This is a genomic window from Mesorhizobium zhangyense (assembly GCF_011045115.1).
GTDB lineage: Bacteria > Pseudomonadota > Alphaproteobacteria > Rhizobiales > Rhizobiaceae > Mesorhizobium_M > Mesorhizobium_M zhangyense.
The window spans coordinates 54,102-73,346 of sequence record NZ_JAAKZG010000009.1 but is presented as its reverse complement, the minus strand read 5'-3'; the positions used below and the strand labels follow the sequence as shown (position 1 = coordinate 73,346).

General features: G+C 63.7%; 20 protein-coding genes and 1 pseudogene. 10 read left to right on the top strand and 11 right to left on the bottom strand.

The window, feature by feature from the left end:
• Positions 1 to 11: 11 nt before the first annotated feature.
• Positions 12 to 872: a DMT family transporter gene (locus G6N74_RS20110; RefSeq protein ID WP_165119806.1), complete on the bottom strand. Its 861-nt coding sequence runs from the start codon at positions 870 to 872 to the stop codon at positions 12 to 14.
• 104 nt (positions 873 to 976) lie between these two features.
• Here G6N74_RS20110 and G6N74_RS20105 point away from each other — a divergent pair, with 104 nt between their 5' ends.
• Positions 977 to 2,377 (top strand): aminotransferase-like domain-containing protein, encoded by a 1,401-nt coding sequence (locus tag G6N74_RS20105; RefSeq protein ID WP_165119805.1) that lies wholly within the window; start codon positions 977 to 979, stop codon positions 2,375 to 2,377.
• A 5-nt stretch (positions 2,378 to 2,382) separates the two neighbouring features.
• Here the strand turns inward: G6N74_RS20105 and G6N74_RS20100 are convergent, their stop codons facing one another.
• Positions 2,383 to 2,817, bottom strand: coding sequence for a MarR family winged helix-turn-helix transcriptional regulator (locus G6N74_RS20100; protein ID WP_165119804.1), 435 nt, complete (start codon positions 2,815 to 2,817; stop codon positions 2,383 to 2,385).
• A gap of 112 nt (positions 2,818 to 2,929) precedes the next feature.
• Between G6N74_RS20100 and G6N74_RS30775 the strand changes: the two genes are divergently transcribed.
• From G6N74_RS30775 to G6N74_RS20085, 4 genes are all read left to right on the top strand, one after another.
• Positions 2,930 to 3,073 (top strand): hypothetical protein, encoded by a 144-nt coding sequence (locus tag G6N74_RS30775; RefSeq protein ID WP_246245832.1) that lies wholly within the window; start codon positions 2,930 to 2,932, stop codon positions 3,071 to 3,073.
• Positions 3,067 to 3,330, top strand: a complete 264-nt coding sequence (locus tag G6N74_RS20095) for a hypothetical protein (RefSeq protein WP_246245831.1) — start codon at positions 3,067 to 3,069, stop codon at positions 3,328 to 3,330. Before G6N74_RS30775 ends, G6N74_RS20095 begins: the two co-directional genes overlap by 7 nt.
• A 30-nt stretch (positions 3,331 to 3,360) precedes the next feature.
• A complete protein-coding gene (locus tag G6N74_RS20090; protein WP_165119803.1) occupies positions 3,361 to 3,705 on the top strand; it encodes an antibiotic biosynthesis monooxygenase family protein in 345 nt (114 codons plus the stop codon).
• 181 nt (positions 3,706 to 3,886) lie between these two features.
• Entirely contained in the window at positions 3,887 to 4,612 is a 726-nt protein-coding gene (locus G6N74_RS20085) for a DUF2270 domain-containing protein (RefSeq protein WP_165119802.1), read from the top strand.
• A gap of 6 nt (positions 4,613 to 4,618) precedes the next feature.
• On the opposite strand, the gene G6N74_RS20080 is transcribed toward G6N74_RS20085, so the two are convergent.
• The gene (locus tag G6N74_RS20080) at positions 4,619 to 6,664 is read right to left on the bottom strand and encodes an NADH:flavin oxidoreductase (RefSeq protein WP_165119801.1); all 2,046 of its coding nucleotides are present in this window, start codon (positions 6,662 to 6,664) and stop codon (positions 4,619 to 4,621) included.
• 57 nt (positions 6,665 to 6,721) lie between these two features.
• On the opposite strand from G6N74_RS20080, the gene queF reads away from it, so the two are divergent.
• Entirely contained in the window at positions 6,722 to 7,183 is a 462-nt protein-coding gene (gene queF / locus G6N74_RS20075; RefSeq protein WP_165119800.1) for a preQ(1) synthase, read from the top strand.
• A gap of 23 nt (positions 7,184 to 7,206) precedes the next feature.
• Here the strand turns inward: queF and G6N74_RS20070 are convergent, their stop codons facing one another.
• Both G6N74_RS20070 and G6N74_RS20065 read right to left on the bottom strand, forming a co-directional pair.
• Entirely contained in the window at positions 7,207 to 7,647 is a 441-nt protein-coding gene (locus G6N74_RS20070) for a hypothetical protein (protein WP_165119799.1), read from the bottom strand.
• Positions 7,648 to 7,676: 29 nt separating this feature from the next.
• Complete coding sequence (locus G6N74_RS20065) at positions 7,677 to 9,236, bottom strand: trimethylamine methyltransferase family protein (protein ID WP_165119798.1); 1,560 nt, start codon at positions 9,234 to 9,236, stop codon at positions 7,677 to 7,679.
• 135 nt (positions 9,237 to 9,371) lie between these two features.
• Between G6N74_RS20065 and mutL the strand changes: the two genes are divergently transcribed.
• From mutL to G6N74_RS20050, 3 genes are all read left to right on the top strand, one after another.
• Positions 9,372 to 11,216 (top strand): DNA mismatch repair endonuclease MutL, encoded by a 1,845-nt coding sequence (gene mutL, locus G6N74_RS20060; protein ID WP_165119909.1) that lies wholly within the window; start codon positions 9,372 to 9,374, stop codon positions 11,214 to 11,216.
• A 448-nt stretch (positions 11,217 to 11,664) separates the two neighbouring features.
• A complete protein-coding gene (locus G6N74_RS20055) occupies positions 11,665 to 12,702 on the top strand; it encodes a glycosyltransferase family 4 protein (protein WP_165119796.1) in 1,038 nt (345 codons plus the stop codon).
• A 53-nt stretch (positions 12,703 to 12,755) separates the two neighbouring features.
• Positions 12,756 to 12,989: a DUF2093 domain-containing protein gene (locus G6N74_RS20050; RefSeq protein ID WP_091912045.1), complete on the top strand. Its 234-nt coding sequence runs from the start codon at positions 12,756 to 12,758 to the stop codon at positions 12,987 to 12,989.
• On the opposite strand, the gene lpxK is transcribed toward G6N74_RS20050, so the two are convergent.
• The 6 genes from lpxK to G6N74_RS20020 all read right to left on the bottom strand — a co-directional run bounded on the left by lpxK (position 12,986) and on the right by G6N74_RS20020 (position 18,598).
• Positions 12,986 to 14,011 carry a tetraacyldisaccharide 4'-kinase gene (gene lpxK / locus G6N74_RS20045; protein ID WP_165119794.1) on the bottom strand — a complete coding sequence of 342 codons (1,026 nt, stop codon included), beginning with the start codon at positions 14,009 to 14,011 and terminating at the stop codon, positions 12,986 to 12,988. The two genes, G6N74_RS20050 and lpxK, sit on opposite strands and share 4 nt — an antisense overlap.
• Positions 14,012 to 14,013: 2 nt before the next feature.
• Positions 14,014 to 15,330, bottom strand: coding sequence for a lipid IV(A) 3-deoxy-D-manno-octulosonic acid transferase (gene waaA, locus G6N74_RS20040; protein WP_165119792.1), 1,317 nt, complete (start codon positions 15,328 to 15,330; stop codon positions 14,014 to 14,016).
• Entirely contained in the window at positions 15,327 to 16,118 is a 792-nt protein-coding gene (locus tag G6N74_RS20035; protein ID WP_165119790.1) for a lysophospholipid acyltransferase family protein, read from the bottom strand. Before G6N74_RS20035 ends, waaA begins: the two co-directional genes overlap by 4 nt.
• Complete coding sequence (locus tag G6N74_RS20030; protein WP_165119788.1) at positions 16,118 to 16,369, bottom strand: DUF4170 domain-containing protein; 252 nt, start codon at positions 16,367 to 16,369, stop codon at positions 16,118 to 16,120. Before G6N74_RS20030 ends, G6N74_RS20035 begins: the two co-directional genes overlap by 1 nt.
• Before the next feature lie 80 nt (positions 16,370 to 16,449).
• Positions 16,450 to 17,256 (bottom strand): 3'(2'),5'-bisphosphate nucleotidase CysQ, encoded by an 807-nt coding sequence (locus tag G6N74_RS20025; RefSeq protein ID WP_165119786.1) that lies wholly within the window; start codon positions 17,254 to 17,256, stop codon positions 16,450 to 16,452.
• The gene (locus tag G6N74_RS20020; RefSeq protein ID WP_165119784.1) at positions 17,243 to 18,598 is read right to left on the bottom strand and encodes a TldD/PmbA family protein; all 1,356 of its coding nucleotides are present in this window, start codon (positions 18,596 to 18,598) and stop codon (positions 17,243 to 17,245) included. Before G6N74_RS20020 ends, G6N74_RS20025 begins: the two co-directional genes overlap by 14 nt.
• Positions 18,599 to 18,876: 278 nt before the next feature.
• Between G6N74_RS20020 and G6N74_RS20015 the strand changes: the two are divergent.
• Positions 18,877 to 19,221, top strand: a pseudogene (locus tag G6N74_RS20015) (VOC family protein); the annotation flags it as partial.
• Between the last annotated feature and the right edge of the window lie 24 nt (positions 19,222 to 19,245).

Here is a 19,245-nt window from a genome sequence, read left to right as displayed (position 1 = left end):
CCCAAACTGCATCAGGCGAAGCGTTTCGCTCCCGCCACGCACAGCACGACCGCGCCGGTGACCGCAATCATCGACCAGCCGACCGTCTCATGCAGCAAGGTCGCGGCAAGGACCAGCCCGAAGAACGGCTGAAGCAGCTGCAACTGGCCGACCGCGGCGATGCCGCCCTGCGCCAGACCACGATACCAGAAGATGAAGCCGACCAGCATGCTGAACAGCGACACGTAGCCAAGGCCGAGCCAGGCCTGACCGCCAATACCGTCCCATGACGATGGCAGGGTATAAAGAGCCAGCGGAATCATGACGGGAAGCGACAACACGAGCGCCCAGGAAATCACCTGCCAGCCGCCGAGCCTGCGCGACAGCTTTGCGCCCTCGGCGTAGCCCAGGCCACAGGCAATGATTGCGCCGAGCATCAGGCTGTCGCCGACTGGCGATGCTTCAACGCCCTGCATCAGCGCAAAGCCCGCAACCAGCGCGCTGCCGATGCAGGAAAACAGCCAGAACGCCGGCTTCGGCCTTTCACCCCCGCGCAGAACGCCGAAAATGGCCGTGGCAAGTGGCAGCAGGCCAACGAAGACGATGGAATGCGCGGCAGCGACGTATTGGAGCGCAAGCGCCGTCAGCAGCGGGAAGCCGACGACCACGCCGAGCGCCACAACGACCAACGAAACGAGGTCGGCGCGCGCGGGCCGCTTTTCGCGGAAGATGACGAGAAAGGCGAGCGCAAGGACAGCCGCGATCGTCGCCCGCGCAACGGTCAGGAATACCGGATCGAAATCCGCCACCGCTGCACGCGTGGCCGGCAGCGATCCGCTGAAGATCAGCACGCCGACAAACCCGTTGATCCAGCCGCTCGTGACCTTTTCCATTTCATCTGTTCCGTTTTCAGGCGGTATCGTTTGTGGCGGCTGGTATTTCCAGAGACAGGGCGGTACAATTCGTACGAACTGTACTGATGACGGAGCCAGCACAGATGACTGTCCATAACCTTCTCGTTGAAGACGGCAGCACGCTGGTCGAGCGCGTCATGCAGGCAATCCGCAAGCGGATTGCGGGCCGCTCGCTCGCTCCCGGGGCGAAACTGCCCTCCATCCGCAGCTTCGCCGAGACCATGCAGGTTTCCAAATCGACGGTGGTCGAAGCCTATGACCGGCTCAGCGCCGAAGGCATTATCCAGTCGCGGCGCGGCGCGGGTTTCTATGTGGCGGGCCACCCGATACCGCTGTCACTTGCCGAAATCGGTCCAAGGCTCGACCGTGCCGTCGACCCGCTCTGGGTGTCGCGCCAGTCGCTGGAGGCCGGCGACCATGTTCTCAAGCCGGGTTGCGGCTGGCTCCCCGCCTCATGGATGCCCGATGCCGGTATCCGCCGCGCGCTTCGCACGCTCGCCCGCGCGGATCAGGCAATGCTCACCGACTACGGAACGCCGCTCGGCCTGCCGCCGTTGCGCCAGCTTCTGTCTCGACGACTGGCCGCGCACGGCATCGAAGCGCCGGCCGGCCAGATCATGCTGACGGAATCGGGAACCCAGGCGATCGATCTCATTTGCCGTTTCCTGCTCGAGCCCGGCGACACGGTGCTGGTCGACGATCCCTGCTATTTCAATTTCCACGCCATGCTGCGCGCGCATCGCGCGAAGGTGGTGGGCGTGCCCTATACGCCGAACGGTCCGGACATCGACCTGTTTGCCCAAGCGCTGACCGAGCATCGCCCGCGGCTCTACATAACCAACTCCGCGATCCACAACCCGACAGGTGCAACGCTGTCACCGGTCACGGCCCACCGCCTGCTCAAGCTCGCCGACCTTCATGACCTTACCATCATCGAGGACGACATCTTTGCCGACTTCGAGCGGGAACCCGCGCCCCGGCTTGCTGCATTCGATGGGCTCCAGCGCGTCATCCATATCGGCAGCTTCTCCAAGACCTTATCGGCCTCGGTGCGCTGCGGCTTTGTCGCGGCACGCGGCGACTGGATCGACGGGCTGGCGGACCTGAAAATCGCAACCACCTTCGGCGGAGCGCCCTTCTCGGCTGAGCTTGTTCTCGGCATGCTCAGGGACGGAAGCTACAGGAAGCATCTCGACGGGCTGCGCGAGCGCCTTGCCCGGGCCATGGGCGAAACCACCTTGCGCCTGAAAGCGCTCGGCCTGACGCCATGGATCGAGCCCCGTGCCGGCATGATGTTATGGTGCAGCCTGCCCGAGGGCCTCGATGCCGCCGAAATTGCGAAGCGCGCACTAGCCGACAATGTTGTGCTCGCACCGGGCAACGCTTTCAGCCTGTCGCAATCGGCCAAAGGCTTCCTGCGCTTCAACGTTTCGCAGTGCCAGGATGCTCGCGTCTTTTCGGTGCTGGCGAAGGCTATGGGCTGACAGAATCAAGCCCGCTCTCCGACATTGGCGCCCAGCTTTGCCAGCGCCTGTTCCAAGGCAGCGATCTCGTCATCCGAGAAACCGGCGCGCAATTTCTTGTCGAAGGCCACCGCCGCCTCGCGCAGGCGCAGGAATGCGGCCTCACCCGCAGCCGTCAGTTCAACCAGATGAACCCGCCGGTTGCCGGGATCGCGGCGGCGCGTGAGCAGCCCGTCCGTTTCCATCCCGTTCAGATGATGCGTCAGCGTCGCGCCCTGAATGCCGATCGCCGCGGCAAGTTCGCGCTGGTTAGCGCTCTTGTGCGTCTTCATGGTCAGCAAGGTCAGCCAGACCGGCAGGCTGCCCCCAACCTCCCCCAGCGCTTCGTCAAAAGCCCGGCTTGCCTGGCGCGATGTCCGATGGAGCGTGAGACCGATGGGAGGGCGAAAGGATGGAGGCATGAGCCGACGATAGCATGAATTTTCCTGATGCATAATGATTGACTTCTAATCATTCGATATCTATCAATTTTCGAATCTGATGGTGCGCGGGGAACGAAACGAGGAGTTCGTCATGCAATATGTCTACATCGTCACTCTCGGCCTGCATGTCATGGCCGGCGTCTTCTGGGCCGGCACGACTTACACGCTCGCGCGCGATCCCGAGATCAGGGTGGAAAGATTCTTCGGCCCGCAAATGGGAGCGTCGCCATGCTGACCGGCGCCTTGCTCTGGTACTTCTTCCACGGCGCTTATTTCGGCTCGATGGAGCAGGTTCTGGCGCTCGGCATCGTCGCAGCGCTCGCCGCCGCAGGGGTACTCGGCGCCATGGTCGACCCTGCCCGCCGCAAGCTCGCGGGCGCCAATGGCGAAGATGAAGCGGTGCTTCGTGTCCGAATGGCCAAGGGCGAGCGCATCGCGGCGCGGCTTCTCGTGCTGACCGTCATCTGCATGGCGATCGCCCGGCTGTTTTGAATTCCCCAGAAATTTAGAAAGGAAAATCAAATGGTTGAAGACAGAAATTTCCTTGAGAGCAGACCGTTCTACCGCGTCGACAAGTTTGCGGTTCCGCAGGCAGGCCGCGACGAGTTCCTCGCCAGGGTAGCGGCAACGCACGCTTTGCTGCGAAAGCAGGATGGTTTCGTAAACGACATCATCCTGGAACAGCAGTCCGGTCCGGGAGAATTCAACTTCGTGACGATGGTTGAATGGGAGACACCCGACGTCGTCGAGCGCGTGACCGCTGCCGTGACCAGGCTCCATGCCGAGACCGGCTTCGACCGCCACGAAATGATGTCCCGGCTCGGAATCCGCGCTGACATCGCCAATTACAAGCGCTTGGAAATTTAGAGCATGATCCCGAAAAGTTGCAGACTTTTCGGACAAGATCATGCCTCAAAATAATATCCTGGAGTGAGATGACGCTTCGAGGAAACATCATCTCACTCTAGGCTTTTCGCCGTTTCTCCCGGACGCAACGAACGGACTGGCGTATACTTCCACGGCGCGGCTTTGCCTGTGGGAGGAGACCATGGAAAGCGTCAAGCAACAGCAACTGAGCGAGGAATTCATCAGCGGGTTTGCCGTTCCGCCAATGCCGGCGACCTCGACCGAATTCATCACCGTTCTGGCTCATTACCATCGCGCCGAAATCGCCCGCATGGCCGGCTGGCGCGACCGCATAGACCGCACCAGCAACTGGGCCATCACCGCCGCCGCAGCGATGCTTTCACTGTCGCTATCAACCTCGGCCTCGCACCATGGCGTGCTGCTTTTCGCCATGCTGCTCATGCTTCTGCTGCTCGTGATCGAGGCGCGGCGCTATCGCTTCTTCGATGTGTACCGAAACCGCGTGCGCCTGATCGAACGCAACTATTTCGCGCCGCTGTTTAGCGGCTCGGGCTCGATCGACAATGATTGGGCAAAGATACTGGGCAGCGACCTGCGCGAGCCTAAATTCATGCTGAGCCTCAACGCAGCCGTGTCGCGACGGCTGCAGCGAAACTATTCGTGGATGTTCCTGCTCCTGCTGCTGGCGTGGATCCTAAAGATTTCCTCGCCGAAACTGCAGGATTTTGGCATCAGCCACGATACGGCGACCTCGCTGGGAGAAATCGTGCGCAATGCCGCTTTGGGACCTGTCCCCGGCTGGATCATCATTGCGCTCGTCGCGGCATTTTATGCCTGGATCGCCTATGCCAGCCTGCGCCCAACCGTTCGCCCCGGCGAACTGTCACACGGCAGCGTGCATGTCTGACGATACTCAAATCCGCATGGCAAAGCGGATGCCGTCATAGATCGCAGCGTGGATGTTTCTGGCGGCAACCGCATCGCCGATCCGGAACAGCATAAAACCCCTCTCCGGGTGGGTATCCGGAAAGATATCGCCGCCGCTGACCAGGCGCTCGTAGTCGACAGCGCCGCCATTCTTCGACAGCGGCTTCAGCGCCAGATAGAGATCGTCGAGGGGCAGCGTGCCGTGCTCGACAACGATCTGATCGACCCGCCGCTCCTCGCGCCAGCCTTCGGCAAAGTCGGAGCCAAGGGTGGCAACCAGTTGATTTCCCTCGCGCCTTACCGCCACCAGCCGGGTGTTGATGGTGATCCGCACACCCTTTTGCTGAAAGGCGCGCATATAGGGCACATGATTCATGCCGCCCATTTCCGGCGCGAAGAAGCGCTCGGGCGAGACGAACTCCAGCCTCGCACCGGCATTGGCGATCAGTTCGGCCGCTGTCATGCCCTGATGGCCGCCATTGTCATCATAGACGAGCACGTTTTCAGCTGGCTTGACCGCGCCAGCGATGATGTCCCAGCTCGACGTTACAAGTCCGTCGCCCGCCTCCAGCGGAGGGTTCTGCGGCAGGCCGCCGGTGGCGATCACCACCGCGTCCGGCTTCAGCGCCAGCACGTCGTCGGCTTCCGCCCAGGTGTCGTAGCGGATTTCGACGCCCAGCCGCTCCAGTTCCGCAAGCCGCCAGTCGACGATGCCGATCAACTCCTTGCGGCGCGGGTTTTGTGCCGCCAGCCGCACCTGCCCGCCGGCCTGTCCGGAAGCCTCCAGCACCGTGACCTCATGGCCGCGCTCGGCGGCAACGCGCGCGGCCTCCAGACCGGCGGCACCGGCGCCGACGACAACGATGGTCTTGCGCGGGTCATCAACCCTGCGGATGACGTGCGGAATCGTCGCCTCGCGCCCGGTCGCCGCATTGTGAATGCACAGCGCCTCGCCACCTTCATAGATGCGGTCGAGGCAGTAGGTGGCGCCAACGCAGGGGCGGATTTCGTGCTCGCGGCCTTCCATCACCTTCCTGATGATATGCGGGTCGGCAATGTGTGCGCGGGTCATGCCGACCATGTCGAGCTTGCCCTCGGCAATCGCGTGGCGGGCGGTCGCGACATCGGAAATTCGCGCGGCATGGAATACTGGAAACTTCGTCGCCGCCCTCACCTCGCCGGCAAAATCCAGATGCGGCGAGGCGCGCATGCCCTGGATCGGGATAACGCCGGTGAGTGCTGCATCCGTCTCGATATGGCCGCGTATGATATTCAGGAAGTCGAATTTACCCGACGCCGCCAGCCGGCGCGCGATCTCGACGCCTTCGTCCTTCGATAGACCCTTCTCAAAGTCCTCGTCGGCCACCATGCGGATGCCGACGATGAATTTTTCGCCGACGGCTGCCCTCACTGCGTCGATGACCCGCCAGGTGAAGCGCAGCCGGTTGTCGAGCGAGCCGCCGTAGTCGTCGTCGCGATGGTTGGTCGCCGGAGACCAGAAGCCGTCCATGAGATGGCCGTAGGCTTCGAATTCGATGCCGTCGAGCCCGGCCGCCTGCATGCGCTGCGCAGCAGAGGCATAATCGGCGACGATGCGGTCCATATCCCAGTCTTCGGCGATCTTCGGAAACGAGCGGTGCGCCGGCTCCCGCACGGGCGAAGCCGAAAGCACGGGCAGCCAGTCGGCCTTGTTCCAGCCGGTGCGACGGCCGAGATGGGTGATCTGGATCATCACCTTGCAGTCGTGTTCGTGACAGGAATCGACCAGCTCTCGCATCCACGGCACGATCTCGTCACGATATGCCTGGAGATTGCCGAAGGCGGCCGGGCTGTCGCGCGACACGATCGCCGAGCCCGCCGTCATCGTCAGCGCCATGCCACCCTTGGCCTTTTCGGCGTGGTAAAGCCGGTAACGCTCCTTGGGCAGGCCATCGTCCGAATAGGCCGGCTCATGGCTGGTCGACATGACGCGGTTCTTCAGCGTCAGATGCTTGAGCTGGTAGGGCTGAAGAAGCGGGTCGTTGCTCGTCATGGCCTTTTTTGTTCCCCAATATTCTGTCTATAAGCGCCGGCCAAAAAGGATCGCACAATGACCATCACCGACAACCTCACCCAGCTCGGCACCAAGGCCGAAACGCCTGCCTCGCCGGAAGCCGCCGTTCTGGAAACGGTGCCTTTCACGCGCGGCGACGGCGCGCCGGCGATCGTGCGCTTCACCTGCCCGGAATTCACCTCGCTGTGCCCGGTCACCGGCCAGCCCGATTTCGCCCATATCGTCATCGACTATGCCCCGGACGCAGCACTGGTCGAATCGAAATCGCTGAAGCTTTTCCTGACATCCTTCCGCAATCACGGCGCTTTCCACGAAGACTGCACCGTCATGATCGGCCGGCGCGTGGTGGAAGCGACGAAGCCGCTGTGGCTGCGCATCGCCGGCTACTGGTATCCGCGCGGCGGCATCCCCATCGACGTCTTCTGGCAAACCGGCACCCCGCCCGAAGGCGCATGGCTGCCCGAAACCGGCGTCGCACCCTACCGCGGCAGGGGCTGAGCGGCGAAGAGCTGTCTGCGCGCTCATTCGCATTGGTACTGACTGAGCGCCCATTCGTTCGTGACCGACAACAGGTCGGCGATCTTCCATTGGCCGTCGACCTTTTTCAGTTTCCATTGCATGCGATGCGGCTCGTTTGACGCCATGAAGGCAGCGACCACTACCGCAGTCTCACCATTCTCGGATTCTGCCAGCTTGAGGCTCTTGTCGAACTCGGCCTTGTCGTAGGCAGCGTTGTCGAGCGCCATGTTGTCGTCCAGGCAGTCGCCCTGCCCCGATTTCACCAACCGGTCGCGGGCATCGAGAACAGATTTTGCCGGATCGACGAAGCGGCCGCGCTCGGTGGGGTCGAGCTCTGTCCCGATGTGATCGTAGAACGGTTTCACGGCATCCAGTGCTTCACCGGCGAAAGCGGCTGTCGGCGCGAGCATGGCAAAGGCGGCAATCAAGACCTCGTATTTCATGACGACCTCGGAAGCGGGCATATCGATGGTCAATACCACGCGTCGGCCATCGCGGCTTTTTTCCGGTCCATGAAATCGCGCAACGCTTCGTCTGTCCCAGCGTCCAGCGGCGGCGGCTGATATTCGGCCAGCATCTTCTTCCAGCGTTTGTTGGCGCGGATGGCTGCATCCTCCGATCCGGCTGCCTCCCACTTCTCGAAAGGCTCGTTGTCGGCGACCTCCGTGTCCCAGAATGCCGTCTCGTAGTTCGCCATCGTATGGCCGCAGCCGAAGAAGTGGCTGCCCGGCCCGACCTCCTGAAAGGCCTCCAGCGCTAGCTGGTTGTCATCCACCTTCACGCCGTCGAGATAGGTGTGCAGCGCGCCGCAGAAATCCATGTCCATGACGAATTTCTCGTAGGACATAGACAGCAGCCCATCGAGGAAGCCCGCCGAATGCAGGATGAAGTTGGCGCCGCAGTGGACAGCCGCCAGCATCGACATGGTGCCTTCGTTCATCGCCTGGGCGTCCGGCAGTTTCGAGGTGGTGAAATTGCCGGAGCATCTGAGCGGCAGGTTCAGCCGCCGCGCCAGCTGGCCGATCACCATCGAGCCGATGGCAGGTTCCGGCGTGCCGAAGGTGGGCGAACCGGAGCGCAGCGACATAGACGACAGGAAATTGCCGAAGATCACCGGCGCGCCGGGCCGCTCGAGCTGCGTCAGTGCGCAACCAGCCATGGTTTCGGCCAGCGATTGTGCGATCGCGCCGGCATTCGTCACCGGGCCCATGGCACCACCGAGGATGAAAGGCACCACCACCGCTGCCTGGTTGGCGCGGGCATAGGCGCGCAGCGCCGTCGTCATGGTCGCGTCCCAGACCAGCGGCGAGTTGACGTTGACATTGCCGAGGATGACGCAGTTCTCGTCGACGAATTTTTCGCCGAAGACGATGCGCGTCATGTCGATCGAGTCTTCGGCGCGGCTTTCCGCCGTTACCGAACCCATGAAGCCGCGGTCGGAATATTTGATATGGCTGTAGACCATGTCGAGATGGCGCTTGTTGACCGGCACATCGACCGGCTCGCAGATCGTGCCGCCGGAGTGGTGCAGCCAGGGCGAGGACTGCGCCAGCTTCACGAAGTTCTGGAAATCCTCGATCGTGCCGTAGCGGCGGCCCTTGTCGATATCCATCACGAAGGGCGAGCCGTAAGCAGGTGAAAACACCACGCTTTTGCCGCCGATCAACACGGAATTGTTCGGGTTGCGCGCGTGCTGGGTGAATTGGGCAGGCGCGGTCTTCAGTATTTCGCGCAGCATGCCCGGCTCGAATTTCACCAGGTCGCCTTCGATCTTCGCGCCCGCCCGCTTCCAGTGATCGAGTGCCACTGGATCGTCGCGGAACTCGATGCCGATCTCGGCCAGGATGCGATCGGCCGTCGCCTCGATGCGCAGGAGGTTTTCTTCCGACATGATGTCGTAAGTCGGAATGCCGCGCAGGATATAGGGCCTGCCATGCCCCTGCTGGCCATGCGAGCGCAGTTCGCGCCGGGCGACGCGTCCGCCACGTTTGCGCGCGGCGTCGGGCGCTTGCTCGATAACGGTGGGTTCCATGCGCGGGCCTCCCGATTACGTTACGAGACTATCCCCGGAACAACACCAAAGAAAAGCCAACCTTGCGCCTTTGCGTGACGCAAACTGACGGCTTGCCGCTATCGCTGCCACCTTCGAATCCGCTATATGGATGCCATGCCCATTCGCCAGCTTTCAGAAACGATGATCAACCAGATCGCAGCCGGCGAGGTCATCGAGCGACCGGCCAGCGTGGTCAAGGAACTGGTCGAGAACGCCCTCGACGCCGGCGCCTCGCGCGTGGAAGTCGTGACCGCAGGTGGCGGACTGAACCTGATCCGCGTGGGCGATGACGGCTCGGGCATATCCGAGAGCGAGCTCGAGCTTGCCGTTTCGCGGCACTGCACCTCCAAGCTGTCGACCGACATCCATGACATCCGCTCGCTCGGCTTTCGCGGCGAAGCCCTGCCGTCGATCGGCTCGGTGTCGCGGCTGACGATCCGCTCGCGCACGGCTGCCTCCGACGCTGCCGCCGAGATCGGCATCGAGGGCGGCGACGTTTCCACTGTCCGCCCTGCCGCCGCCAACAAGGGCACATCCGTCGAGGTGCGCGACCTGTTCTTCGCCACCCCTGCCCGGCTGAAATTCATGAAGGGCGAGCGCGCCGAGACGACCGCGATCAGCGATATCGTCAAGCGTATAGCCATCGCCTTTCCGGCGGTGCGCTTCACGGTTTCCGGGCCCGACCGCACGACGCTGGAGCTGCCCGCCGGCGATGACAGCCCGGACGGGCAACTCACCCGCATCGCGCAGGTGATGGGTGGCGAATTTCCCGAGAATTCGATCGCCATCGATGCCATTCGCGAGGGCGTGCGGCTTTCCGGCCATGTCTCCATCCCGTCTTATTCGCGCGCCAACGCGCTGCAGCAATATGCCTATGTCAACGGCCGCCCGGTGCGCGACAAGCTGATCGCCTCGGCCATTCGCGGCGCCTATGCCGATGTCCTGCCACGCGACCGCAACGCGGTGACGGTGCTGTTCCTGACGCTCGACCCGGCCACCGTCGACGTCAATGTCCATCCCGCCAAGGCCGATGTGCGCTTCCGCGACCCCGGGCTGGTGCGCGGGTTGATCGTCGGATCAATCCGCCAGGCGCTTGCCGATGCCGGCGTCCGGTCCGCCACGTCCGGTGCTGCGGCAATGATGGGAGCCTTCCGGCCGGGTGCGTCCGCCTATGCCCATCCCGGCCCAGCAAACGGCCACCGCAGTTTCAATCCGGGCTTCCGCGCTTCGGCCACGGCCGGATTCGACGCGGCGCGTTCGCCCTATCGTCCGCTCGACGGTGGTTTCGCCGAAAGCCAGCAGGCCGCCTTCGACACCGGCCCGATCGCCAGCGCCGATGCGCGCGCGGGACAGTCCGAGCTGCCGGAAGAACTGCTTCAGGCGCAGCTCGGTGCGGCGCGCGCACAGGTACATGAAAACTACATCGTCGCGCAGACGCAGGATTCGCTGATCATTGTCGACCAGCATGCTGCCCATGAGCGGCTGGTTTATGAGGCGCTGAAGAACGCGCTCCATGCGCGCCCGGTGCCGGCGCAGATGCTGCTTCTGCCCGAGATCGTCGACCTGCCGGAAGACGATGTCTCCCGCCTTGCAGCGCATTCCGACATGCTGCGCCGCTTCGGCCTCGGCGTCGAGCGCTTCGGCCCCGGCGCTATTGCTGTACGCGAGACGCCGTCCATGCTCGGTGAAACGAATGTCGCCCAGTTGGTGCGTGACCTTGCCGACGAGATCGCCGACAACGACACGACCGAAACCCTGAAAGAGCGTCTCGACAAGATCGCAGCGACCATGGCCTGCCACGGCTCGGTTCGTTCCGGCCGGCGCCTGCGGCCCGAGGAAATGAACGCGCTGCTGCGCCAGATGGAAGCGACGCCGGGCTCCGGCACCTGCAACCATGGCCGCCCGACCTATATCGAGCTGAAGCTTGCCGATATCGAGCGGCTGTTCGGCCGGAAGTAACGCGTCACGCACCTGTCATCGAAACATGATGAAAACCCGCCATGCAAAGCGGCGGCGTCTGTGATTCGATCAATCTGTTTTCCGACGGGATTTCGGCGTCCTTTGCGCCGAAAGTGGGCTTGTTTGTTCATCGGAGCAGCCCTTCATCCACCTGCCGAGGTTTTCTGCCCGTAAACGGCAGGGCAATCGCGTATGAAGGACCCCCACCCCTAACCCCTCCCCACAAGGGGGAGGGGGATCCCTATGGCATTCACACAGGGTGCCAATCATTGACGGTTTCAAGTGGCGTGGCAGCAGCAAAGTTCCCCTCCCCCTTGTGGGGAGGGGTTAGGGGTGGGGGTTATCATAGAGCGCCATTCACCGCGATTGCCCTGCGCGATAGCCCTGCCTCATGCGGCGAAAAGGCGGCAGCTCCAGCGCCGACGCTCCCCTCTCCCGGACTCCGCCCATGCGTATCCTGATCGTCACCGACGCCTGGCATCCGCAGATCAACGGCGTCGTGCGCACGCTGGAGCGGGTTTGCGAAGGGCTGCGCGCGCGCGGCTGCACGGTGGAGATGCTGACGCCGCAGGGTTTTTCAACCATTCCCCTGCCCTCCTACGCTGACATACGATTGGCACTTGCCACGCCGGGCCAGATCGCCCGGCGCATCGAGCAGGCGAGGCCCGATCATATCCATATCGCCACCGAAGGCCCGCTGGGCATTCTCGCCCGCCGATACTGCGTGAAGCGCGACCTGTCCTTCACCACCAGCTATCACACGCGCTTTCCCGAATATCTCAGCGCCCGCGCGCCGATCCCGGAAAGCTGGAGCTATGCCTGGCTGCGCCGCTTCCACAATGCCGGCTCCGGCACGCTGGTCGCCACGCCGTCGCTTGCCGGCGAGCTGGCCGGGCGCGGCTTCACCAATGTGCGGCCATGGACGCGCGGCGTCGACACGACCATGTTCCGCCCCGATCGCCGGCGCAAGACTGCGCGCCCCGGTCCGGTTTTCCTGTCGGTCGGGCGCGTGGCGGTCGAAAAGAACCTGCCGGCCTTCCTCGATCTCGACCTGCCCGGCAGCAAGGTCGTCGTCGGCGATGGCCCAGCGCTGGAGCGGTTCCGCGAGGTCTATCCCGATGTCACCTTCCTCGGCGTGAAAACCGGCGATGAACTCGCCGATATCTACGCCAGCGCTGATGTCTTCGTTTTCCCGAGCCGCACCGACACATTCGGCATCGTGCTTCTGGAAGCGCTGGCCAGCGGCGTGCCGGTCGCGGCCTTTCCGGTCACCGGTCCACGTGATGTGCTGGCCGACGGCGTCGGCGGTGTGCTTTCGGAAGATCTGCGCCAGGCCTCGCTTGCAGCGCTCGACGTCAGCCGCACCGATGCGCGCGCCAAGGCGATGCAATATAGCTGGTCGGCCTGCGCCGATCTGTTCCTCCAGTATGCGCGCGCGGCCCATCGCGAAGAGCCTCGCCTCGCCCTGCCGCAGCCTGCCGCTTGACCTCGCCCGCGTTTTGTGGCGGAACAATCGCAAACAAGCTTTGAGCACGCACTATGATGAACCGTTTCGAAGGCCCCGGCGCAAGGGAAGCCCGCATCCGTTATCTCGATGGCGATTTCCAGGTCACCAGCCCCGGCGCATTCGTGCGCTGCGCGGTCACCAGTGAATCGATCCCGCTGGACGAACTGAAATACTGGAGCGTCGCGCGCCAGGAGCCCTATGTGAACGCGTCGGTATCGCTCGCTCGCGAGATCGAGTCCAATCCGGAATTGCGCGTGCGGCGCTAATTGCCCGATCGCCGCCGGCGCCAGGCTTCCAGCGTTTGCTCGATGATCCGCGCCGGAACCTGCTCCAGTTCGAACATTGCGTCTATTTCCAGCACGTTGAGCTGATCGACAAAATCCTGGGGTGCAGCACCATGGCGCAGCCTTGCGGCGTCCTTGGCTGTCGTCATCATCTCCAGCTGCCCGGCCCGTGCCGTGGCGTGCAGCTCGGCCAGTTCGTCGTCGGCAAAGACGTGATGATCCGGGAAGGAACGCGACAGCGCCACGGTGCCGCCGGCTTTCACGATCGTGTCGAAGAACTTGTCGGGATGACCAATGCCGGCAAATGCGAGAAACCGACGGCCAGCCAGTGCCTCGGCATTGCGTGGGCGCACGGTCGCCTCGAACACCGGCTTGCCGGCGCGTGAGGCCTTGCGCACGATTTCGTCGCCGGCACTGCCTTCGCCCATCTTCAGCACCGCATCGGCAAAGCGAAGCTGCTCGAGCAACGGCGCGCGCAGCGGACCGCCGGGAATGACATGGCCGTTGCCGATGCCATAGCGCGCATCGACCACCACCAGCGCATAGTCGATATGGATGCGCGCGCTCTGGAAGCCGTCATCCATGATCAGGAAATCGCAGCCCTGTTCCAGCAGCAGCTTGGCGCCGGCAGGCCGGTTGGGCGTTACGGCCACGGAAGCATGCTCGGCCAGAAGTAGCGGCTCGTCGCCGACATGCTTGGCGCTATCGTGATGCACATCCACGATATGCGGCTGCGAAAACCCGCCGCCATGCCCACGCGACAGGATGCCGGGCGTGAGGTTCATCGCTCGCGCCTGCCGGGCCAGCGCAATTGCCACCGGCGTCTTGCCGGTTCCGCCGACGGTGAAGTTACCGATGCAAAGCACGGGCAGGTCGACAGTCTCGCGCTTCGCGCTCGCCATGCGGCGCGCGGCCACCATTCCGTAGAGCGTGGAAAGCGGCGACAGCGCATAAGCCCGCCAGTCGGGCCGCTCCCACCAGAAAGGAGGCGCCTCGCTCGCCACCGCTACCGTCCGCCCGGTCCCTTGAGCCGCGATTTGACGACAAGCGGCTGGATGTACGGCTCTAGCGCCCTCAGGGTCTTGGCCAATGCGCCGCGCATCTCGTCCACAGTCACCACGCCCGCCGCCATCATGTCGTGGCGCGCGACCTCGTTCACCAGCAGGAAGTTGACGGCGCCGGCAAGCATGTCGCGGTCGCGCACCAGCTTGGCTCCGCCGCGATCGATCAGGCGCTGATAGGTTTCGCGGAAATTCTGGACGTTGCGGCCGGCAAGCACTGCCGTTTCCAGCATCGCCGGCTCCAGCGGGTTCTGCCCTCCCTCGGAGGTCAGGGAGCGGCCGACGAATGCAATCTCCGTCAGGCGCAGGTAAAGCCCCATTTCGCCGATGGTGTCGCCGAGCAGGATGTCAGTCTCGGCGGTAACCTTGTCGCCGGCGCTGCGCCGCGCGACCGAAAGCCCGAGTGCTGTAAACTCCTCGGCAAGTGCGGCCGCCCGGTCGGGGTGGCGCGGCACGATAATGGTGAGCAGCCCAGGGTGGCGCTTGTGCAGCATGGTGTGGACTTCGGCTGCGACCGCCTCTTCGCCGTCATGCGTGGAAATCGCCGCCCATGTCTTGCGCTTGCCGATCTGGCGTTGAAGCGCGTTCAGCACCTTTTCGTCGACCGGTGGCGGGGCGGTGTCGACCTTCAGATTGCCGGAAACGCTGACCGGGCGCGCGCCGAGCGCCACAAAGCGCTGGCCGTCGACATCGGATTGGGCAACCACATGGGCGAGGTTCTCGAACAGCGCTTCGGCGATGAAGGGCCGTTTCTTCCAGTTCTTGAAGGAGCGATCGGACAGGCGGCCGTTGACCAGGACCTGCGGCACGCGCCTCCGCCCGAGCTCCAGGATCGTCATCGGCCATATCTCCGATTCGGCGATGATGGCGAGGTCAGGTTGCCAGTGATCGAGAAAACGGCTTACCGCCGGCTTCATATCGAGCGGCACATATTGGTGAATGATACGCGCGCCGAGCCGCTCGTCGGCGACCTGTGCGGAAGTCACGGTGCCCGTCGTCAGCACGATGTTGATGCCGTAGCCCAGTATACTCTCCACCAGCGGCACGACCGCGATCGTCTCGCCCACGCTCGCGGCATGAACCCAGATCAGCGGGCCATCCGGCCGCGGCTGGCTTGCCCGGCCGTAGCGCTCGCGCCGCCTTGCGTGATCTTCCTTGCCGCGGCTCGAACGCCAGGCGACATAGGCGCCCATGACCGGAAACGCGACCGAGCCGGCAAGGCGGTACCCCGAAAGCAGCCTGCGCGCCCAGCGTTCGCTCATAAGCGGCCACCGTCGGCGATAAGATAGGCTTGCGCCGTCGCGCGGTTTAGCGACGCGGTCAGTTCCTGGCGCTTGAATTCCATCATCGCCTCGCTGGCGCCTGCCGGTACGCTGATCGGCTCACCGACGATGACCCCGCAGCGGCCGAAAGGCAGGTTGATCGTGGTCTTGTCCCAGCTTCGTTCCAGCACCTTGCGGCGGCTGGTGGCGACGGCCAACGGAATCACCGGCTTGCCCGAAAGGCGTGCCAGCGTGATGATGCCGAGACCGGCTTCACGCGGCGTTCCGTGAGGAATGTCTGCAATCATGGCGACGTTCTTGCCGGCATCGAGCGCCTTTTTCAGGACGATCAACGCGCGCGCGCCGCCCTTTTCCGCGTGACGCTTGTCTTCACGACCGCCCGACCCGCGCACGGCTTCGAAGCCGAATTTTTCCAGCACCAGCGCATTGAGCTCGGCATCGGCGCTGCGCGAGACCATGGCGAGCATCTTCTGCCGCCTCGGCAGCATGACCGGCGCAAGAAGATGCTGACCGTGCCAAAGCGCGATGATGGCCGGGGTCAGTTCGGCCTGGGCCTGCTTGACGTCGGTCGATCCCTTGGCGAGCGGATTGGTAAGGCGCACGAAACGCAGGCCGTAGGCAAGAAGGCTCGCAATCAGGCCCTTGGCGAAATTCGACTGCGCCAGCGGCTTGCGGATCTTGCGCCAGAAACCCTTCGCGCCGCCCGGTTTGCGTTTCTTCGGGGCCGCGGCCTGAAGGACCGGCGGCGCCACTCGTCTTTCGTCCATCAGCTCTGACCGGTCGCCTTGGCTTCCGGATCAAGCAGCCGGTGCAGGTGAACCACGAAATAGCGCATATGCGCGTTGTCGACGCTCGCCTGAGCTTTCGCTTTCCAGGCCGTATGCGCGGACTGGTAGTCGGGGAACACGCCAACAATGTCGAGCGCGTCCAGGTCGCGGAATTCGGTGGAGCCGAGCTTCGTCAGCTCGCCGCCGAAAACCAGATGCAAAAGCTGCTTTTTTCCGTCTTCCTCGGACATGGGAATTCCTGAATCGTGATTGGCGAAGCTGCCATTGTCTAGATGAAAACGGATTGTTTTGAAACCGCCTCAACGCGCTTTCAGCGCCCGGCGCCCGCTATTACCCCGGCAATGGCGGCGAGAAGATGGCCACTGCCGGCAACCAGCGCGCCATGAGCGGTGACCGCACCGGCATAAGAAGGCAGGTTGCCGGCAGCATCCACAAGCTTTCCGCCCGCCTCGCGCAGGATCAGGTCGGCAGCGGCGATGTCCCAGTCATGCGAGTTGGGCTTGACGAATGTTGCGTCGAGCGAGCCTTCCGCAATCAGCGCCAGGCGATAGGCAAGCGAGGGAACATGCGCGACGCGATGCGCCCGCTGCAGCCATTCCTCAGGCATGAGATCGAAAAACGGCTTCGGCCCGCCGATCTCGATTTCCTCTCCAACTGGGCGAACGCGGATCGGCGCACCGTTCTTGCGCGCGCCCTCTCCGGGGATCGCGGAAAAGATTTCGTGCCGCGCCGGGCAATCGAGAACGCCGGCTATCGGCTGCCCCGCTTCGACCACCGCGACGCTGACGCACCATGCGTCCAGCCCGTCGATGAAGCCGCGCGTGCCGTCTATGGGATCGACGACGAAGGTGCGCAGCGCAGTCAGGCGCGCATCGGTGTCGGCGGTTTCTTCCGACAGCCAGCCATAATCGGGCCGCGCCGCAGTCAGCGTCTCACGCAGGAATTTATCGACGGCGTAGTCTGCCTCGCTGACCGGCGATTGCCCGGTCTTCATCCAGACTTCCGGGCTTTTCCGGAAGTAGCGCATCGCGATTTCGCCGGCCTCGCGCGCAGCGCCCAGCAGCAGCGACAGATCTTCGGCGGCGGTCGATACGCTGGCTGTCTCAGCTTCCGGCAAGCGTCATTCCTTCGATGAGTAGCGTTGGCGCGGCAGTGCCGAAACTGCGGTCGACATCACTCGCCGGGACCATGTTGAGGAACATGTCCTTGAGATTCGACGCGATGGTGACTTCCGATACGGGATAGGCGAGTTCGCCATTCTCGATCCAGAAGCCGGAGGCTCCACGGCTGTATTCGCCGGTGATCATGTTGACGCCCTGGCCGAACACTTCTGTGACATAGAAGCCGCTCTTCAGCGACTTGATGAGGTCTTCAGGCGAGCGGTCGCCCGGCTCGATGGACAGGTTGGTCGAGGTCGGCGAGACGGAGGAGCCGCTGCGCGCGCCGCGTCCATTGGTCTGGAGCCCGAGTTCCTTGGCAGCCGAGGTCGAGAGGAACCAGTGGTTCAGGATGCCATTCTCGACCATCACCAGCTTCTCGCCTTCGATGCCTTCACCGTCGAAGGGCCGCGAGGCCGGGCCGCGCCGGCGCAGCGGTTCGTCGATGACGGTGATGATGCCGTTGGCGACCTGCTTGCCCATCATGTCGCGCAGGAAGCTCGTCTTGCGCGCCACCGAAGCGCCGTTGATGGCGCCGGCAAGATGGCTGGCAATGCCACGCGACACGCGCGGATCGAACACGACATCGACCGGACCGGTCTTGGCCTTGCGGGCATTGAGCCGTCGCACCGCCCGCTCGCCGGCTGAGCGTCCGATCGCATCGGGCGCATCCAGATCGGCGAAATGCTGGCGCGAGGAGAAATCATAGTCGCGCTCCATGCCGGTGCCCTCACCCGCAATCACGCTGGCCGAGCGCGAAAAGCGCGTGCCGACATAGTGGCCGAGAAAGCCGTGCGAGGTGGCAAGCACCATGCCGCCGAGACCGGCACTTGCGCCGCTGCCGCCGGAATTGGTGACGCCGGGAACCGCAAGAGCCGCCTCTTCCGCCGCAAGCGCATCAGCCTTTAGCCGCTCGGCGGAAACGACCGTGCTATCATAGAGGTCGAGGTCGCGAACGGTTTTGGCCAGCAGCGCCGGATCGGCCAGACCCTGATACGGGTCTTCCGGCGAAACCTTCGCCATGGCGACGGCGCGCTCGGCCAGTTGATTCGGATCGGAAGCCGCGGTCGCCGAAACGCTGGCGACGCGCTGGCCGACGAAGACGCGCAGCGACACATCCTCGCTCTCCGACGCCTCGGTGGCTTCGACCTTGCCGAGCCGCACCGAAACGCCCGCCGAGCGGCCACGCACAGCGACGGCATCGGCTGCATCTGCGCCGGCTCGCTTTGCCGCTTCGACGAGAGCCGCGACGCGATCGGTCAGCTTTCCGGCGTCCTTGACGGCATCGAGGGTGTCATTCATGCGGATTTTCCCAAATCAGTTGGCTCGCAGGCTTGCTGCACCATCTATTGTTCCCATCCCGCTTGTGCAATGGGCGTGGTCCAGCAGAAAGACCGGGGCCGAACCAATTCCTTTGGAAACGATCCGACTCTAGTCTAGGACTCGACCACCATAGCGCCAATAGCAACCGGGCATATCGCCTCACGCAGAATAACCGGACCCCGAACATGACCCCTTTTCATCTCGCATTCCCCGTCCGCAACCTCGAGGAAACCCGCGCTTTCTACCGCGATGTCCTCGGCTGCGCGATTGGGCGCTCGTCCGACACCTGGGTCGATTTCGATCTTTTCGGCCATCAGATGTCGGCACATCTGCGACCCGAAACGGCCTCTGCAGCCAATGACGGAAAGGTTGGCGACAAGCTGGTGCCGATCCCGCATTTCGGCGCCGTCCTGCTGATGGACGACTGGCAGGCGCTCGCCAATCGCCTCGAAGCCCATGACGGCATCGACTGGCTGGAGCGGCCGATGATCCGCTTTGCCGGGGAGCCCGGCGAACAGGCGACGCTGTTCATCCGCGATCCTTCCGGCAATGCGCTTGAATTCAAGGGCTTCCGGTCGCTCGAACAAGTCTTCGCGCACTGATCGCTCCATCCGAGGTCGAAAGCA

Bases quoted from the DNA above. Each gene is read 5' to 3' on its own strand.
- G6N74_RS20110 (WP_165119806.1), bottom strand. From the start codon at position 872: ATGGAAAAGGTCACGAGCGGCTGGATCAACGGGTTTGTCGGCGTGCTG.
- G6N74_RS20105 (WP_165119805.1), top strand. From the start codon at position 977: ATGACTGTCCATAACCTTCTCGTTGAAGACGGCAGCACGCTGGTCGAG.
- G6N74_RS20100 (WP_165119804.1), bottom strand. From the start codon at position 2,817: ATGCCTCCATCCTTTCGCCCTCCCATCGGTCTCACGCTCCATCGGACA.
- G6N74_RS30775 (WP_246245832.1), top strand. From the start codon at position 2,930: ATGCAATATGTCTACATCGTCACTCTCGGCCTGCATGTCATGGCCGGC.
- G6N74_RS20095 (WP_246245831.1), top strand. From the start codon at position 3,067: ATGCTGACCGGCGCCTTGCTCTGGTACTTCTTCCACGGCGCTTATTTC.
- G6N74_RS20090 (WP_165119803.1), top strand. From the start codon at position 3,361: ATGGTTGAAGACAGAAATTTCCTTGAGAGCAGACCGTTCTACCGCGTC.
- G6N74_RS20085 (WP_165119802.1), top strand. From the start codon at position 3,887: ATGGAAAGCGTCAAGCAACAGCAACTGAGCGAGGAATTCATCAGCGGG.
- G6N74_RS20080 (WP_165119801.1), bottom strand. From the start codon at position 6,664: ATGACGAGCAACGACCCGCTTCTTCAGCCCTACCAGCTCAAGCATCTG.
- queF (WP_165119800.1), top strand. From the start codon at position 6,722: ATGACCATCACCGACAACCTCACCCAGCTCGGCACCAAGGCCGAAACG.
- G6N74_RS20070 (WP_165119799.1), bottom strand. From the start codon at position 7,647: ATGAAATACGAGGTCTTGATTGCCGCCTTTGCCATGCTCGCGCCGACA.
- G6N74_RS20065 (WP_165119798.1), bottom strand. From the start codon at position 9,236: ATGGAACCCACCGTTATCGAGCAAGCGCCCGACGCCGCGCGCAAACGT.
- mutL (WP_165119909.1), top strand. From the start codon at position 9,372: ATGCCCATTCGCCAGCTTTCAGAAACGATGATCAACCAGATCGCAGCC.
- G6N74_RS20055 (WP_165119796.1), top strand. From the start codon at position 11,665: ATGCGTATCCTGATCGTCACCGACGCCTGGCATCCGCAGATCAACGGC.
- G6N74_RS20050 (WP_091912045.1), top strand. From the start codon at position 12,756: ATGATGAACCGTTTCGAAGGCCCCGGCGCAAGGGAAGCCCGCATCCGT.
- waaA (WP_165119792.1), bottom strand. From the start codon at position 15,330: ATGAGCGAACGCTGGGCGCGCAGGCTGCTTTCGGGGTACCGCCTTGCC.
- G6N74_RS20035 (WP_165119790.1), bottom strand. From the start codon at position 16,118: ATGGACGAAAGACGAGTGGCGCCGCCGGTCCTTCAGGCCGCGGCCCCG.
- G6N74_RS20030 (WP_165119788.1), bottom strand. From the start codon at position 16,369: ATGTCCGAGGAAGACGGAAAAAAGCAGCTTTTGCATCTGGTTTTCGGC.
- G6N74_RS20020 (WP_165119784.1), bottom strand. From the start codon at position 18,598: ATGAATGACACCCTCGATGCCGTCAAGGACGCCGGAAAGCTGACCGAT.